General features: G+C 60.3%; 16 protein-coding genes and 2 pseudogenes. 13 read left to right on the forward strand and 5 right to left on the reverse strand.

Going from position 1 to position 14,681, the window contains the following annotated elements; all coding sequences use genetic code 11:
• The 3 genes from NCT32_RS32465 to NCT32_RS32475 all read left to right on the forward strand — a co-directional run.
• Nucleotides 1-130 (forward strand): DUF6429 family protein (locus tag NCT32_RS32465; RefSeq protein WP_250490995.1); only part of this gene is annotated, 130 nt, incomplete at its 5' end.
• 600 nt (nucleotides 131-730) lie between these two features.
• Nucleotides 731-904 (forward strand): hypothetical protein, encoded by a 174-nt coding sequence (locus NCT32_RS32470; RefSeq protein WP_250491275.1) that lies wholly within the window; start codon nucleotides 731-733, stop codon nucleotides 902-904.
• A gap of 96 nt (nucleotides 905-1,000) precedes the next feature.
• On the forward strand, nucleotides 1,001-1,291 hold the full coding sequence (locus NCT32_RS32475; RefSeq protein WP_143756335.1) for a hypothetical protein: 291 nt from the start codon (nucleotides 1,001-1,003) through the stop codon (nucleotides 1,289-1,291).
• 743 nt (nucleotides 1,292-2,034) lie between these two features.
• Here the strand turns inward: NCT32_RS32475 and NCT32_RS32480 are convergent.
• Together NCT32_RS32480 and NCT32_RS32485 are read right to left on the reverse strand one after the other, a co-directional pair.
• Nucleotides 2,035-3,006 carry a ParB/RepB/Spo0J family partition protein gene (locus NCT32_RS32480; RefSeq protein ID WP_061118537.1) on the reverse strand — a complete coding sequence of 324 codons (972 nt, stop codon included), beginning with the start codon at nucleotides 3,004-3,006 and terminating at the stop codon, nucleotides 2,035-2,037.
• Nucleotides 3,003-4,211 carry a ParA family protein gene (locus NCT32_RS32485; protein WP_061118385.1) on the reverse strand — a complete coding sequence of 403 codons (1,209 nt, stop codon included), beginning with the start codon at nucleotides 4,209-4,211 and terminating at the stop codon, nucleotides 3,003-3,005. The genes NCT32_RS32480 and NCT32_RS32485 overlap by 4 nt, the downstream gene beginning before the upstream one ends.
• Before the next feature lie 128 nt (nucleotides 4,212-4,339).
• On the opposite strand from NCT32_RS32485, the gene NCT32_RS32490 reads away from it, so the two are divergent.
• From NCT32_RS32490 to NCT32_RS32500, 3 genes are all read left to right on the forward strand, one after another.
• The gene (locus NCT32_RS32490; protein WP_143756336.1) at nucleotides 4,340-4,576 is read left to right on the forward strand and encodes a hypothetical protein; all 237 of its coding nucleotides are present in this window, start codon (nucleotides 4,340-4,342) and stop codon (nucleotides 4,574-4,576) included.
• Nucleotides 4,577-4,982: 406 nt separating this feature from the next.
• Nucleotides 4,983-6,362, forward strand: coding sequence for a replication initiation protein (locus tag NCT32_RS32495; protein WP_061118386.1), 1,380 nt, complete (start codon nucleotides 4,983-4,985; stop codon nucleotides 6,360-6,362).
• A 169-nt stretch (nucleotides 6,363-6,531) separates the two neighbouring features.
• Nucleotides 6,532-7,176: a DsbA family oxidoreductase gene (locus tag NCT32_RS32500; protein ID WP_061118387.1), complete on the forward strand. Its 645-nt coding sequence runs from the start codon at nucleotides 6,532-6,534 to the stop codon at nucleotides 7,174-7,176.
• A gap of 148 nt (nucleotides 7,177-7,324) precedes the next feature.
• Here NCT32_RS32500 and NCT32_RS32505 read toward each other — a convergent pair.
• Together NCT32_RS32505 and NCT32_RS32510 are read right to left on the reverse strand one after the other, a co-directional pair.
• Nucleotides 7,325-7,598: pseudogene (locus NCT32_RS32505) on the reverse strand (hypothetical protein); the annotation flags it as partial.
• A gap of 169 nt (nucleotides 7,599-7,767) precedes the next feature.
• On the reverse strand, nucleotides 7,768-8,217 hold the full coding sequence (locus NCT32_RS32510) for a YaiI/YqxD family protein (protein ID WP_061118388.1): 450 nt from the start codon (nucleotides 8,215-8,217) through the stop codon (nucleotides 7,768-7,770).
• Nucleotides 8,218-8,407: 190 nt separating this feature from the next.
• Between NCT32_RS32510 and NCT32_RS32515 the strand changes: the two genes are divergently transcribed.
• The 7 genes from NCT32_RS32515 (at nucleotide 8,408) to NCT32_RS32545 (ending at nucleotide 13,123) form a co-directional block, all read left to right on the forward strand.
• On the forward strand, nucleotides 8,408-8,671 hold the full coding sequence (locus NCT32_RS32515; RefSeq protein ID WP_061118389.1) for a DUF4148 domain-containing protein: 264 nt from the start codon (nucleotides 8,408-8,410) through the stop codon (nucleotides 8,669-8,671).
• 263 nt (nucleotides 8,672-8,934) lie between these two features.
• Nucleotides 8,935-9,777: a transporter substrate-binding domain-containing protein gene (locus NCT32_RS32520; protein WP_061118390.1), complete on the forward strand. Its 843-nt coding sequence runs from the start codon at nucleotides 8,935-8,937 to the stop codon at nucleotides 9,775-9,777.
• Nucleotides 9,778-9,828: 51 nt separating this feature from the next.
• Nucleotides 9,829-10,545, forward strand: a complete 717-nt coding sequence (locus tag NCT32_RS32525; RefSeq protein ID WP_061118391.1) for an amino acid ABC transporter permease — start codon at nucleotides 9,829-9,831, stop codon at nucleotides 10,543-10,545.
• 21 nt (nucleotides 10,546-10,566) lie between these two features.
• Nucleotides 10,567-11,211: an amino acid ABC transporter permease gene (locus NCT32_RS32530; RefSeq protein WP_061118392.1), complete on the forward strand. Its 645-nt coding sequence runs from the start codon at nucleotides 10,567-10,569 to the stop codon at nucleotides 11,209-11,211.
• On the forward strand, nucleotides 11,208-11,960 hold the full coding sequence (locus tag NCT32_RS32535; protein ID WP_061118393.1) for an amino acid ABC transporter ATP-binding protein: 753 nt from the start codon (nucleotides 11,208-11,210) through the stop codon (nucleotides 11,958-11,960). The genes NCT32_RS32530 and NCT32_RS32535 overlap by 4 nt, the downstream gene beginning before the upstream one ends.
• Before the next feature lie 18 nt (nucleotides 11,961-11,978).
• On the forward strand, nucleotides 11,979-12,728 hold the full coding sequence (locus NCT32_RS32540) for an IclR family transcriptional regulator (RefSeq protein ID WP_061118394.1): 750 nt from the start codon (nucleotides 11,979-11,981) through the stop codon (nucleotides 12,726-12,728).
• Between the two features lie 59 nt (nucleotides 12,729-12,787).
• Nucleotides 12,788-13,123: a hypothetical protein gene (locus NCT32_RS32545; protein ID WP_143756337.1), complete on the forward strand. Its 336-nt coding sequence runs from the start codon at nucleotides 12,788-12,790 to the stop codon at nucleotides 13,121-13,123.
• 71 nt (nucleotides 13,124-13,194) lie between these two features.
• Here the strand turns inward: NCT32_RS32545 and NCT32_RS32550 are convergent.
• Nucleotides 13,195-14,679, reverse strand: a pseudogene (locus NCT32_RS32550) (efflux transporter outer membrane subunit).
• Between the last annotated feature and the right edge of the window lie 2 nt (nucleotides 14,680-14,681).

Consider the following 14,681-nt stretch of genomic DNA (forward strand, 5'->3'; position numbering starts at 1 on the left):
CTACGAACGGGGGCTCATCGAAGACCCGGTCAACAAGACGAAATCTGTGACATTTACCGAAGAAGGACTGCGCGAGTCCGAGCGGCTCTTTAACCAACACTTCGTCATTCCTGAGCGACCAAAAACTTGATTCAACGAACTTCTAACTCAGCACACTAGCGCATCGCAAGAGGCCATCTGTGCCCTTGCGCCGATATCTGCGATGCTCCGCGCGCGCACCTGGCGCGCGCTGCAGGCACGAGCTTCGTCTCGTTTGGCCGTAATGCCGCGCTAGCATCATGCTGGCCGACGGCGAGCACTGTCCGTTTAGCCGCGCGCATCATTCAATCCTGGCGGAGAGACCTACGATGACTCGTCTGAGTTCTGCGCTGGCTCACGCGACCGTTATTGACTGCCTTCGCAATGCGCGCGTTGACGTGCGGTTCGAGCGGCACCCGTTCGAGTGCGGCGTTTGCGGCTCAGGATCGACCGATGAGGCCGATAGCAAGCCGAGTGCCATCAAGCCCGGAGCAGCGGAACGTCACATATTCAGCTCGACGCGATCCGCCGCCGCGCGCCCGTATTAAGTGGTCTTCTTCAGCGGATTGTGAGCGGCATCAGCCAGAGTTGAATCAGTGATCAAAGCCATATCGTGACGCCTTATCACGACATTGATGTGGCGCTTCCGGACGCAAACTAAACGCAAGTAGATGCTACGACACAGTGGGATTCTGGAACCGAGGAGGTAGCCATGGCTTTGCTCGAATTGCTCGGCACGACGTTGTTTGTCGCCGTCGTGTTTTTTTCGTTACTGGCGATGATGGACATCCTGATACCGCGCTCGATTCCCGCCTCGATCGTTGGCCGTCCATTTGACCACTCGCGCGCAAGCAAAATTGCAAGTGAAAACTCGCGTGCACGCTAATCACGCACCAGGCTCCGCGTCTCCGCTAATTCTCGACTGTGCCGACGGAACCGACTTAAGGCCGGAGCAAGTGCTGAATGCTTGACCCGTGACTACATGAACCACTTCACTTTAGGTGGGCCGGTGGCGCCGGCAACGCGACAAATCGCATACCGACGTTTTATCGGACGTGAGCTTGCATGGACGGCCGGTCAGTCCGGTCCGATGCCTACGGTGACGCCCTCGGGCGGCGATGACGTCTCGACGATCGACCGTATTGAATACTACGCCGGTCGTTTTGATCACTACAAACGCTCATATGCCTCGTTCGATCGCGCATTCGACGCAGCGATGCTTGAGACGTCCCGCCTAACGCAAGGCCGTTCCGTGGAACAATCCCCCAAGTAGGGGCGCAGACTACTTCTGGAGTCTTATGCAGCAAGGCTCTAAGGGTTTTATCGCTGCTGAGGGGATTGTTTCACGATATCTTCGTCATCGCGATATGCGCGCGGCGCTCAAGCTGCGGTCGAGATTATTCGCCCCCGCTGACGGCCCGAGCAGATTATCGTCGCGCAGGGATGGCAGGAGGCCATACACATTCGCGACTTATCAAGAGCGCGAGGCATAAACAATCGGCCCGCAATCAATTGGTGGGCTACTCTCTAAACTTACGGATACGTCCAAGCCACCTTGATTTCGACGAACGGATCTGGACGGGAGGCTGGAGTAAATCGGAAAAACTGCGATGGTGTAGGCGGAGTGCTTGCGGCAAGGGCAGAGGTGCCTTGCCCTCTCGTTCCCACGACGCCGCGTTGGGCTTACCGGGCTACCGAATACCCGACAATCGGAATTCCTCAACTCGTTGCGAGTTCAATCGAGCGTCGGCCCGAAGGGCGGCCCCGCAGTTTGTGAAGCCGCTGTCTCTGCCTAATAAGCAGCGACATCGGCATGGCAATTGCGGAACTAGAAATCTGCCAGAGGGCGTGAGAGTGTCCCAAGTCGGGACACTCGCGGGATGGGGCTCAGAAATTCATCGAGTGAAAAACCGGACAAAGAGTGTCCCAAGTTGAGACACTCTGACTAAAGGACGATCGACGTGCGAGTCACGGAGGCGTCGGCTGAAGAAAACCGTCCCCGGATATCGAACGTTCCTAACCGTTATCCCCGAACAACTGCGCGACCAAATCACGGACCTGCTTTTCTTTATCGGCCGTGAGCATGCCCGCTTTGATTTTGACAGTCAGTCCCATCGAATCCTTGGTGATCGACCCCGCCTGAGATCCGCCCGCGAAAATCTTGTCGATGCTTCGATCGCTCACGCCCTGCGCCGGCTTCCCCTCGTCCTCCAACGCCTGCTTAATCGCCTTCCCAAACTTCAACTGGTCCAAATCGCCCGCTACCACCCGCGCCCACAGATCCTTCGCAATCTCGAACGCAGCGCCATTCCGTCCGCGGAGTACAGAGACGACGCTCTCTGCAGCTGTCGCACCCAGTAAGCGAGGCTGCACATCCAGATCCTGAACGACAAAATCGGGCAACTCACCGAACGACAAATAGCGATAGAGCTCGGATCGAGAAATCCCCAAGGCTTCAGCCATTCGTTTGCGGTTCGGAAACTCTTTCTCGGTCCGTCGAATCGATCGCGAAATCTCGTAGTCGCAGAGATCCTCGCGTGCGACGTTTTCCACTAGGGCAAGCATCGCCATCTCTTCATCCGAGAGATCGACGACCAAGACCTTGATAAACTCTTTTCCGATCATCTTGTGCGCGCGCCACCGGCGCTCGCCTGCGACAATCTGAAAACCCGCGCCGACGCGGCGAACGACGATAGGCTGGACGAGACCCGCCTCGCGAATCGACTCGGCCAGTTGCACAAGCTTCGCATCGTTGAACACCTGACGCGGCTGCCAAGGATTCGGAACGATTTCCGATACCGGTGCCTCTGACGCGGGACCGGCGTGCTCGAGTTGAGCGATGCGCTGTTGCGCGGCCGCCAATGCGGCCGCCATTCCCGGCGCGGTACGCGGGCTCGCGGCCTTTTCCTGCTGCGGATCGAGCTGAATGTCTTTGGCCGCACGAACTTCAGCGGTCTTGCTCATCATGCGGTCGCGAAGGCTGCTCATTGTCCTGCCCTCCATTGGGCAACATATTGGTCATCGATCCATTTGCAGTAATCCACCATCGGCTGTTTTACACGCGCCAAGGTTTTCGCGACGGTCTCGGCACGCGACAAATCGAACACCGTCGAGAACGCCAACGCGCCATTACTCATGACGGAACTGGCCGGGATTTCGGTGGTATGCAACCAGTCTCCATAGGCTCGCTGGGACCACGAGCGTACGACCGGCGCAGACGACGTGCTCCCATAGTCCACACGCGAGAGCAGCACCGATACGAAATCGTAGGTTTTGTCGACCTCGTGTTCGACGAAGCCATTCGCAACCTCGGCAAACAATGACCAGAACGACACGGACGAAATGAAGTCGAGACTTTCGGGCACGAGCGGCATCACCATCGAATCGGCGGCCATCAGCCCGTTGAGCGTCATATACGAGAGCGACGGCGCCGTGTCCAGAATGATGTAGTCATATTGCGCACGCAGCGGTTCGATCCCTTTCCTTAGCACTGACCAGAACTCGAAGTTGGCATTCGTCTTCTGCGCCGTCGGCAGGTGGAATTCGGCGTCGTGCAAATAGTTATGTGCCGGAATGACGTCGAGCCCGTCCCAATACGTAGTCTGTACTTTTGACGAAAGGCCACCCTCGATATCCGGATCGTAAATAAAGGGCAGGACTGTATCCTCCCAAGTCAAATCCTTCTCCGCGTACAAGCCGCACAGTTCCGAAAGCGATGCTTGCGGGTCGAGGTCGATCATGAGAACCTTGCGACCACGCAGACTCAGCCCTTGACCAATGCACATCGACGTCGTTGTCTTGCACGAGCCGCCTTTGAAGTTCGCGGTGATCAGGACGCGACCCCGATGCTCGCGCGTGCCAGTGACGAGCGGCGTCTGGTAGATGTCCGAGACCTGTTGCACCCAAGTCCGCGCATCCTGCAATGAGAAGATGCGCGCACGGCCGGTTCCGTGCGTCTCGCCCGGAGGCAGTTCGCTTCCCTCCTTGGTTGCCAGATAGTTGATCTTTTGGCGATCGATTCCGCACATGTCGGAGAGCTCGCCGATCGTGAAGACGGGAGCCGTCTTTCGCGGCCTGGGCGCCAGAATCTGATCTCGCAGTTCGTTCGTCATGACCGACAAACGCTCCGCGAACTCTCCAAGATTGGAGAGCTTTACCCTTCGATTGATCCCTGGCAGTTCACTCAAATTCATTCGGCGCTTCCTTTTAAGTCCACGGTGAGGTGTTTTATCCACGCTCGGTGGTGTTTCCACGGTTTTGCTGTAACTAGACGTCGAACCGTAGAATACTCGCCGGGTTGATGAATGGCTATTGGAATCGAATGAAAGTTGCAAAATCGTTCGCCGCGCTGAAGAAAACCCTTATTTATCCGACGCTTATGCACTCGCGCGGTGCCGCTGTTCTGGCTGAACGGCAGCGGACCGGCGCGTCGGTACATCCATCAGGCAGCAACCTGACACAAAACACCTCACCTCAGCGAGAGGCCGCGCACGCTATGAGCCGCAAGCGATCGCACCGATCACAATTCGCCTCACCCAAACACCCCGTTTTTATGTGAATGAAAACGCCGCATATGCAATCCCTTTTTGAGTACCCCGCAACCCCTTTGTCCTAATCGCTGGTTAGTTTGTTTTTTTAAAAAACAAAACGTACCACCACCAACAGACATACCAAGTCCCCTATAAATCAGTTACATACGCTCAGATGGTGAGGTTTACTGTGATCAAAGTGATGTAGATTGAGCGTCAAGGTGCTGCGTTTACCCCACCAAGGTGAAGCGAAATGCCGCCCAAGGTGAGGCGTCTGGGCGGTAATGGTGAGGAGATTTGTGATGAAGGCCGGTTAAGGTGAGCTTTTATGTGTCGACGGCGGCCCAAGGTGAGGTAGCTTGTGTTGACATCTCACCTTGCAGCCGTTAACGTACCGCTCGATAGCAAAACTACAGCGCGTGACGTGGAGGCGGGATGACGACAGGAGGGCAGGTGGCCACGTCCAGACAACTGGCACTGGCGTTATTCGACGACGCGAACGCCGAAGGCCTGCCCGTTGATGCTGCACGATCGGACATCGGCTTCGCGCGCAAGAACGTTCTGATTCGGATCGTCGATCTCGGTGTGTCGGCTCGTCGTCTTATCGACGCAGCCTATTTCATCGTCGCTCAGGAACACAAGGTTCACGATCTTTACGACGTCGAGCTGGACTATTTCAAGTGGCTCATGCGTTACTCGAGCCGCAACAACGCGCATCTCGAACAGGTGATCACGGAGGCGCAGCGGGCCCTCATTCAGGCGACCGCCGAACCCGATGCCGACGGCTCGAAGCCCTTCGGATCGGTTCAACTGATCGGACGTATTTCGTACGTGGGCGGGCGCTTCCAGTTCCGTGTGCCTCCGGATCTCATCGGGATCATCCGCGGTCCCGGGAAATCGCACTGGCTGAGCCTGCGCATCACATCTCTTTTCACGCTCAGCTACGCGCGCGTCATGTACGACCATCTTCTTCCGTACGCGGGCGAGGGTGTAACCGAATGGTTCACGCTCGATGAACTGCGCGCGTGGCAAGGAACGATGGGCGCGAAGGCACAGGAGTTCAAGTACTTCAAACGGGACTGGCTCGCGCCTGCGGTGGACCAGATCAATGAGGTGTCCGATCTTTCCTTGTCGTACGAGACGCGCAACGAACCGGGCTCTCGCAAGATCGGGCGCATGCGTTTTCGCGTCGAACGAAAGGAGATGGCCGAGCGTTTGCTTCACACGCACGAACATGCGCAGGCGCTGTATCAGACGCTGAAGCAGGAGATTGGTCTTTCGAGCACGCAATTCGGCCAGATCGCTTCCGACCGTGACACCTACACCGATGCACGCCTCGAACAGGCAATCGAGCGCACGCGTTTCAGTCTGAAGCTGGGCAAAGTCTCGAAGAGTCCGGCTGGCTTCTTCATGAAGGCCTTGAAAGAAGGCTGGATCGTCTCCGATGCGGAGCGTCAGATGGTACAGATCCAGGAAGGCTTGTCGCTGACAGACCAACGCGAGGCCGAGGCCAAGGAGCAAGCAGAGGCGCGTCGGGCATTGCAGGTCGCAGCGCAAGACGTCAATGCCCAGAACCGGATCGTCGACGAAGTTCGTCGGGGCTGGGAAGTGTACGAAGCCGCGACGCCGCGACAACGCGAGGACTGGCGCCGCACTTACAAGACAAGCCCCGGCGGGAAACTCACGCTGCGCAGGCTCGGCATCGATCCATCGAGTGACCTGGCCGAAGCCATCATTCAGAAGTACCCCGACCTGCGGGACGGATTCTCGGGGTATGTGTTCAACAAGGTGCGATCCGTGAAGGGCAGGGGCTAGCGGCATCGGGACGATGCCCGTCAGCATTACGGCTGCTCGATCGCCTACGCCCCGAGCGGACGCGCAACCCGCCTTGCGCGCTTCCCGACTTTCGTCGCAGATGCGAACAACGCAAGCCAGAACGATTTCGGCTAGCCTGTCCGTTCCATCTCCAACTTTCACCACGCTTATGTCCCGCGCTCTCCAAATCGACTTCGTCTCCGACATTGCCTGCCCGTGGTGCGCCGTCGGCCTGTCTTCTCTGCTACGCGCGCTGGAGCGCCTTGGTAACACCGTCGATGCGCGCATCAGGTTGCATCCCTTCGAACTGAATCCGGACATGGGGCCGCAGGGCGAGCGCATCGTCGATTATCTCGGTCGCAAGTATGGCCGCACGCCGGAGCAGATTCGCGAGACGCAGACGATGATCCGCGAGCGCGGCGCGCAAGAAGGCTTCGCTTTCGGTGAACGCAACTGGGTGTACAACACGTTCGATGCGCATCGGCTGCTGCATTGGGCGCGCATCGAGGGCAAGCAGCTCCCGCTCAAGCTCGCGCTGTTGCGTGCCTATCACGGTGACGGCAAGGATACGAGCGATCCGGACGTTCTCATCGAAGCGGCCCGAAGCGTCGGCCTCGATGGCGAAGCAGCGCGCGCGGTGCTGGAAAATGGGAAATATGCCGACGAGGTGCGGGCGGAGGAGCGGGAGTTCCAGGAACTCGGCATCCAGTCGGTGCCCGCGATTATCTTCGACCAGAAGTATCTGGTGAGTGGCGGCCAGCCTTCCGAAGCATTCGAGGACGCGATTCGGAAGATCATCGATGAGAACGGTTGAAGCAGTTGTCGATTTTCGGCGATGCTGGCCCGACACTTCTCTGCGCTAGCCGACCACATGTAGTTCACTCGTATGCCCCCGCCGTCGAACGCCCCACGCGCACTATCCGATGCCGTAGAGCGACGAGCGCGCGCATCAGCGCGAAGATTCATGTGGCCGTGCGATGGTCGCTCCAAAAGCGCTTCACGAGATTCCGCGTCGCGCCGTATGCATGACGACTGTCGATCTTGACGGGCCTGCCGTCCTTGTCGCGCTCGTTCAATGCCGATGGGCGCAGTCCAACCCTCGTCTGGAACGCGGCGCTCGCAAGCGCGCAGAGCATTCCTTCAGATGCGTGCACATGTCGCACGAAGACAGACGCAGCCTGTGCCCATGCGCAAGCCGATCAGCGCGCGAAGCGAATCGCCGCCGCCGGGACACTGATCGATGCGAGCGGACCCTACGTTGTGCTCGCGGCGCGCGATCGTCTCGATGTGATCGTCCTCCAAACGTGCGCGAGCAAGCCCGCGACGATCGATCTCGAACTGCACGCGGGCGCGCGGCTGCCTGTCGCTTCGTCGCCGCTGGGCTGGGCGCTCCTCGCCCGCGTATCTATCGAACGTTCTTCGCAAGAAAGCGGTCGAGTTGCGCGGCGAAATTCTTGCCGTCGCGCGGTGCATACGGTGACGGTCCGCCCGTCTGGACGCCGGAGCCGCGCAACTGATCCATCATCGCGCGGATCGACAGGCGTTCCTCGATGTTGTCCGCGTTCATCCATTCGCCGCGCGGATCGAGCGCGAAGGCGCCCTTTGCAATCACCGAGGCGGCAAGCGGGATGTCCGACGTGATGATGAGATCGCCGCCCTCGGCAATCTCGACGATGCGGGCATCGGCCACGTCGAACCCCGCCGGCACCTGGATGGCGCGTATCCAGGGCGAGGGTGGCGTGCGAAGAAATTGATTTGCGACCAGCGTCACGTTCACCTTCATGCGCGGGCCTGCGCGAAAGAGGATGTCTTTCACGACGGCGGGGCAGGCGTCGGCATCGACGATGATTTGCATCGGTTGGTATCCCGGAATGTTATGTCGCCGTCGCGAAGGGGAAGCGAGCATAGCGTCGCGACGAGTATCGCACGATGTCTTCCGGCGACGCGGCGCGGACCCGAGCGCCTATACTTTCTGAAACGCATCTCCTCCAGAACGGAGAATCACCGTGAGAACGAAGCTGGCAAGCATTGCTGTGTCACTCATCATGGGCGTTGTGGGCGTGTCCGCGGCCCCGCTTTCCTATGCTCAAGATACTGGTTCGGCCGCAACGGACGCGACGCAAGCCGCACCCATGACGAAAGCGGAAAAAAAGGCCGCGCGAAAACAGGCGCGCGCGAAGAAGAACGCTGAGTTGAAGAAACTCGAGGACGCGGGCTACAACCCCGGCCGCGCCAACGATCCCAACTATCCCCAGGATTTGCAGAACGCTCAGAAAAAAGCGGGGATCGGGGCGGGCGCGAGTCAGTAGGTCTTTGCCCGTCGCGGGTTGCCGTTGCCGCTGAAGGCATCGGTCGATCTCGTGATAGGACGGCTGCGATAGCTGAACAAAAAAATCCGTGCAATTGGGGTTCGGGCCGCTTGCACGCCGAATTCTCTTGTCCAACACTTCATTGCATTCCGATTAGCCAGATATCTGTCCGATATACTGGACAGTGCGCCGTGACTAGCTCTACGATGCAGACGGGCTTTGGAACCGGTTCCGCTTCCCAATTTTTCCATCAGGACCCGCACATGAAACTCTCGAACTTAGGCGCAAGAAGTGTCTCGCTGTTCGTCATCGCCGCAGCGCTGGCGTTGTCCGCATGTACGAAAGTTTCGACGCCGGCGGAAGGGGGCCCCACGGCAGGCTCTGCTCCCACGCTTCAGGCCGTACTTCAACGCGGTACCTTGCGTGTCGGCGACTGCCTGACCTTCGCGCCCTTCGGCTTCTACAACAAGGACGGTCAACCGGACGGGTACGACGTCGATCTCGCCAAGGAGCTCGCCAAACAAATGGGCGTCAAGCTCGAAGTCGTGAACACGACGAGCGCGAACCGGATTCCGAACCTGCAGACGAGCAAGGTCGATGTCGTGTTCTGCAACTTCACGCGCAACCTGGAGCGCGCGAAGGTCATCGAATTCACGACGCCTTACGTCGTCGCGAGCGAGGCGTTGCTGGTCAAGAAGAGCAGCGGCATTCAGTCCGTCAAGGACATGGGCAACCGTACGATCGCGACCGTGAAAGGCTCGACCAACGGCGATGAAGTCCGCTCGCTGAACATTCCCATCAAGATCCAGGAATACGACAGCTCGCAGGCCGCGATTCTCGCCGTGAAGCAAGGTCAGGCCGACGCGATGATCGAGGACAACAACTTCCTCGCATATCAGGCGACGCTCGACCCCGAACTGACCGTGACGAACGAAGCGCTCGTGCCGCTCGAATACAACGGCTTCGGCGTGAAGGCGGGCGATCAGGCGTGGCTTAATTACCTGAACCTGTTCCTCTTCAACATCAACGCGTCGAAGCTCAACGCGCAGCTCTACAAAAAGTGGTTCGGCACCGATCCGCGCTATCCGCTCAACCCGCAGTTCTGAGAAAGGCGTGATGTCGATATCGCATGAAACCGGAACGACGCGGAGGCTGAAATGAGTTACGAGTGGCTCACCTTGTGGGGCTATGTCCCCGAGTTCCTGAAAGCCGGCTGGCTGACTCTGCAAGTGACGCTGCTCGCGTTCGTGCTGGCGGTGCTGCTCGGACTGCTGACGGCGCTGGCCAGCATATCGCCGGTCGCCGTGTTCCGGTACATCGCCCGGGCTTATGTCGAAGTCATCCGCAATACGCCGGTTCTCCTGCAGATCTTCATCGTGTTCTTCGGCTTGCCGTCGGCGGGCATTTCGCTCGATGCCTACTGGGCGGGCGTAATCGCACTGGGGCTCAATGTCGGCGCTTACCTGTCGGAAGTGTTTCGCGCGGGCATTCAGTCCGTGCCGCGCGGACAGCTCGAAGCCGCGGGCATTCTCGGTCTCGAGCGCGGTCAGATCTTCACCGAGATCGTATTGCCGCAGGCCGCGCGTGCGGTTTATCCGGCGATCGTCAACTATCTGATTCAGCTCTTGCTCGGCACCTCGCTGCTGTCCGCGATTGCGTTGCCCGAACTTACGGGCACCGCGACGGTGATCAACTCGCGCACGCTGCTGTACGTCCAGACCTTCGCGGTCGTTCTCGTCGCGTATCTGGTGCTGAGCAACGTGCTGTCGTGGATCGCTAGCCAACTCGGCGCCCGGATGTTTCATCCGCCGCTGATCGTGCGGCCGCGCGCACGGTTCGGCGGCTTCGCGTTGCGCCGCGCCAATCGCGCCTGATGCCCGAACCGGAGCCGCATCATGTCAATCGAATTGCTGAGAACCAGTCTGTCGATCCTGCTGCAAGGTCTCGTGACGACGCTGCTGCTGTCGGTCGCCTCGATCGTCGGCGGCACGTTGATCGGCCTTCTTGCCGCCGTGTTGCGATCGTTCGGACCGTGGGGCACGGATCGCATCGCGCGCCTTTATACCGAGCTCTTTCGCGGCACGCCTGTCCTGATCACGCTGATGTTCATCTATTTCGGCGTCTCTTACTTCGGTTATGCAATCGACGTCTTCGCGGCCGGCGTGATCGGCCTGAGCGTCTATCAGGGCGCGTATATCGCCGAAGTGTTCCGTTCGGGGATCGAATCGGTGGCGAAGGGCCAATGGGAAGTCTCGCAGATTCTCGGTCTGTCGCGCATGCAGGCGTTCGCGTTCGTCGTGTTGCCGCAGACCGGCAGGATCGTGCTGCCGCCGCTCATCGGACAATACCTCTCGCTGATCAAGGACACGTCGATCGTCAGCATGATCGGCATGTCCGAGCTGATGCACGGCGGGCAGGCGATCGTCGATCGGATCGGCAAGCCGGTCGAGATATACGGGCTCGTCGCACTCATCTATTTCGTCGTGTGCTTCCCGCTTTCGCAATGGGTGCGCCACCATGACCGCAGGAGACTGTCGTGAGCAATCAAAGCCAGACCAGGCCCGTCATTTCGCTCTCGGGCGTCAGTAAAGCATTCGGCGCGACGCGCGTGCTCAACGAGATCAATCTCGACGTGCGGGCGGGCGAGGTGCTCGTGCTCATCGGCGCGTCGGGTTCGGGCAAGAGCACGGTGCTGCGCATCATGGCAGGACTCGAAACGACGGATTCCGGCGAAGTCTGGGTCAACGACGTGCCGATGCACGACCCGAAGCGCGCACGCGACATTCGCGGTCACGTCGGCATGGTCTTCCAGCAGTTCAATCTGTTTCCGCACAAGACCGCGCTCGGCAACGTGACGCTTGCGTTGATCAAGGCGCGCAAGATGAATCCGGCCGATGCGCGCAAGCGCGCAATGGAGGTCCTCGATCGCGTCGGGCTCGCGGATCGGGCCGACCATTACCCGAGCCAGTTGTCGGGCGGGCAACAGCAGCGCGTCGCGATCGCGCGGGCGCTCGCGGTCGAGCCGGGCATCATGTTCTTCGATGAAGCGACGTCGGCGCTCGATCCGGAACTCGTCGGCGAAGTCACCGAAGTAATGCGCGGACTCGCACGCGACGGCATGACGATGGTCGTCGTCACGCATGAAATGGGTTTCGCGCGCAAGACCGCCGATCGCGTCGTCTTCATGGACAAGGGCGTGATCGCGGAGCAGGGCGAGCCGGAGGAGATCTTCGTCAACCCATCGAACGAGCGCACCCGGCAGTTTCTGCATCGCGTGCTCGACCATTGACGCATACGGAGTGAATGCATGGCAGTTACAGAATCGTCGCGAGCGAGAGGCGTGGACCGGGTCATTGCCATGTTTCGGCAATTGCATCTCGCCCAGCGCCCGATGACGATGCGCGAGTTGATCGAAGCGACCGGTGCGCCGCGTTCGAGCATCTATGAGCTGGTCGCGATTCTCGCGGAAGTCGGCTGGCTCGAAACATCGGCCGATGGAAGCGTCTTCTTCGGTCGGGAGATGCACTACTACGGCTCCGACTATGCCACGCACAACGACCTGATCAGCCGCGCGCATCAGTCGATTCTCGCGCTGGTGCGCAAGTATGACGAAACCACGCAGTTGTGCATGCTCGAGGGCAACAAGTACACCGTGGTGCTGTCCGAGAACAGCGCGCGCCCGTTCAACATCAGTTCGGATATCGGCGTGAGAGTGCCGATTCCGTGGACTGCGACCGGACGCCTCCTGCTGGGTCATCTGAACGCCGACGACATCCGCGCGTTGATTCCGCGCGAGGACTTCACGCTCGACAACGGCGTGACGATCGACTTCGATGAATTCATGCGCGATGTCCAGCGCGCGAAGGAACTGGGCTACTGCTGCACGGAAGGATTGTCGAACGCGTTTCGCCTGTGCATGGCGGCGCCCGTGCGCGATCGCGCCGGCATGCCGATCGCCGCGCTGTGCTTCATGACGGGTCGCGATACCGATCCCGAACGCCGGCAGGCGATGCTCGACGACCTGCTTCAGTCCGCGAAGGCGCTGTCGCGCAGATAGTGTTCGTATGGCTCGTCGCAAGTTCGCGTGGAAGAGCGCCGCGCGGCCGGGACGGTTACTTGCACGCTCACACCGCAGGCGCGCACGGAGCACGCTTCGTCCGCGAACTCACTTACCGCACGCCTTCGCTCTGGTTTGCGCTCCTCGATCGCATCGCGCGAAGGGCACGAGAAAGCGCGGTTCAGCTTTGCCAAGGTACTCGTAAACTCACGCTGTTACGATTTCGCCTCTTTCCTCTCGAAGACAACGAACTCATGAAAAAGGCTGTTCTCGCCGTATTGGCCGCTGGCATGGCATTTTTTTCCGTCGCTCCGGCTTTTGCTGACTCGCATCACCATCATCCGGTGTGCCACAAGGTGCGCGTGCATCATCATTGGGAGCGCCACTGCAAGTAAGCGCATTACGCTGCTGAAAGCACAGAGCCCCGTCGCGAATGCTGACGGGGCTCTTTTTTTGATGCGACGCTTCAGCGAACCCGCGCCACCGGCACCGCCGCATCCGACAACGCCCACCCCAGCCCGAGGCTTTTCTGAAGCGACACGAAGTCCTTCAGCAATTCGGCTTGCGCCGCCACCACGTCCTGTTGCGCGACGAACTGCGTGCGTTGCGCATCGAGCAGATCGATGAGCGTCGATACGCCCGCCGTGTAACGCTGACGCACGAGCGTGGCCGAGCGTTCCGCCGATGCCTGAACCTGCTGAAGCCGCACCACGTGCTCACGCTGATTGCCATAACGCGACAGCGACGAATTGGCGTCCTTCAGCGCGCCGAGCACGGTCTTCTCGTAGCGCGCTTCGGCTTCGTCGCGCGCGGCTTCGGCGGCATCGACATTCGCCGCCGTCCGTCCGAAGTCGAACAGATTCCATTGCAGATACGGCACGCCGACCCAGGAAAAATTCTGCTTGCGCAGCAGATGGCCGGGGTCCGACGCGGAAAAGCCGATATCGCCGAGGAGGGACACCTTCGGGAAATAGTCCGCGATATGCTCGCCGATCTGCGCATTGCTCGACGCAAGACGCCGCTCGGCTGCGCGAATATCGGGACGCTGCTGCAGCATCGTCGCCGGATCGCCGATCGGCACCGACGACGGCAACGCGGGCAGCGGCGCACGCGCGCCGAGTTCGGCATCGAGGGCGCCGGGCGTGCGGCCCGTCAGCACGGCGAGCTGATCCAGCGAGTCGGTGATCTGCACTTGCAGCGGCACGAGCGTCGCGCGCGTCGTATCGACCTGCGTGGTGAGGCGTTCGACATCGACTTCCGCCGCCGTGCCGCGCGCGCGGCGCTGCTCGGTGAGCGTGAGCATCTGCTGTTGATACTCGGCCGTGTGTTCGGCGAGGGCGAGCCGCTGCTGCTGGTCGCGCAGGTCGACGTACACCGAAGCCACTTCCGCGGCGAGCGAAACTTGCGCGTCGGAAAGATCTGCATCCACGGCGTCGGCTTCGTCCGATGCGGCTTCGATCGCGCGGCGCGTGCCGCCGAAGAGGTCGATTTCCCAGGAGGCGTCGAAACCCACGGTGTAGAAATCGACCGGACCGCGCCCGTTCGATGCCGCCGCGCCCTGATCACCCGACGACGAGCCGAAGATCGACGTATCCGGCGAACGCATGCGCAGCGCCGCCGCCGAAGCCGACACCTTGGGCAACTCGTTGGCGCGCTGCCCGCTCAGTTGCGAGCGCGACTGGCGCAGACGCGCCCGTGCCATCTTGAGGTCGGGATTGTGCGCGAACGCGGCATCGATCAAGGTATTCAGTTGCGCATCGTCGAGTGCCTGCCATCACGCCGCGGGCGCATGCGTCGCGACGACGCCTCGTGCCGGTGCGCGCACGAATGCGCCGCTTTTCGCGGCATCGGACGCGACATCCGGCGCGCCGTGATAGTCGGGGCCGACCGTGCACGCGGCGAGCGCCAGCGCGGCGAGCGGAAGCAAACAGGTGAAGCGTGAAGGAAACATCG

The sequence above is a fragment of the Caballeronia sp. INML2 genome (assembly GCF_023631365.1).
In the GTDB taxonomy this organism is placed as follows: Bacteria; Pseudomonadota; Gammaproteobacteria; order Burkholderiales; family Burkholderiaceae; genus Caballeronia; species Caballeronia turbans.

What these genes read in the sequence shown, in the direction of transcription:
- NCT32_RS32480 (WP_061118537.1), bottom strand. Translation starts at nt 3,006, where the DNA reads ATGAGCAGCCTTCGCGACCGCATGATGAGCAAGACCGCTGAAGTTCGT.
- NCT32_RS32470 (WP_250491275.1), top strand. Translation starts at nt 731, where the DNA reads ATGGCTTTGCTCGAATTGCTCGGCACGACGTTGTTTGTCGCCGTCGTG.
- NCT32_RS32520 (WP_061118390.1), top strand. Translation starts at nt 8,935, where the DNA reads ATGAAACTCTCGAACTTAGGCGCAAGAAGTGTCTCGCTGTTCGTCATC.
- NCT32_RS32515 (WP_061118389.1), top strand. Translation starts at nt 8,408, where the DNA reads ATGGGCGTTGTGGGCGTGTCCGCGGCCCCGCTTTCCTATGCTCAAGAT.
- NCT32_RS32495 (WP_061118386.1), top strand. Translation starts at nt 4,983, where the DNA reads ATGACGACAGGAGGGCAGGTGGCCACGTCCAGACAACTGGCACTGGCG.
- NCT32_RS32525 (WP_061118391.1), top strand. Translation starts at nt 9,829, where the DNA reads ATGAGTTACGAGTGGCTCACCTTGTGGGGCTATGTCCCCGAGTTCCTG.
- NCT32_RS32500 (WP_061118387.1), top strand. Translation starts at nt 6,532, where the DNA reads ATGTCCCGCGCTCTCCAAATCGACTTCGTCTCCGACATTGCCTGCCCG.
- NCT32_RS32475 (WP_143756335.1), top strand. Translation starts at nt 1,001, where the DNA reads ATGAACCACTTCACTTTAGGTGGGCCGGTGGCGCCGGCAACGCGACAA.
- NCT32_RS32540 (WP_061118394.1), top strand. Translation starts at nt 11,979, where the DNA reads ATGGCAGTTACAGAATCGTCGCGAGCGAGAGGCGTGGACCGGGTCATT.
- NCT32_RS32530 (WP_061118392.1), top strand. Translation starts at nt 10,567, where the DNA reads ATGTCAATCGAATTGCTGAGAACCAGTCTGTCGATCCTGCTGCAAGGT.
- NCT32_RS32485 (WP_061118385.1), bottom strand. Translation starts at nt 4,211, where the DNA reads ATGAATTTGAGTGAACTGCCAGGGATCAATCGAAGGGTAAAGCTCTCC.
- NCT32_RS32490 (WP_143756336.1), top strand. Translation starts at nt 4,340, where the DNA reads ATGAAAGTTGCAAAATCGTTCGCCGCGCTGAAGAAAACCCTTATTTAT.
- NCT32_RS32510 (WP_061118388.1), bottom strand. Translation starts at nt 8,217, where the DNA reads ATGCAAATCATCGTCGATGCCGACGCCTGCCCCGCCGTCGTGAAAGAC.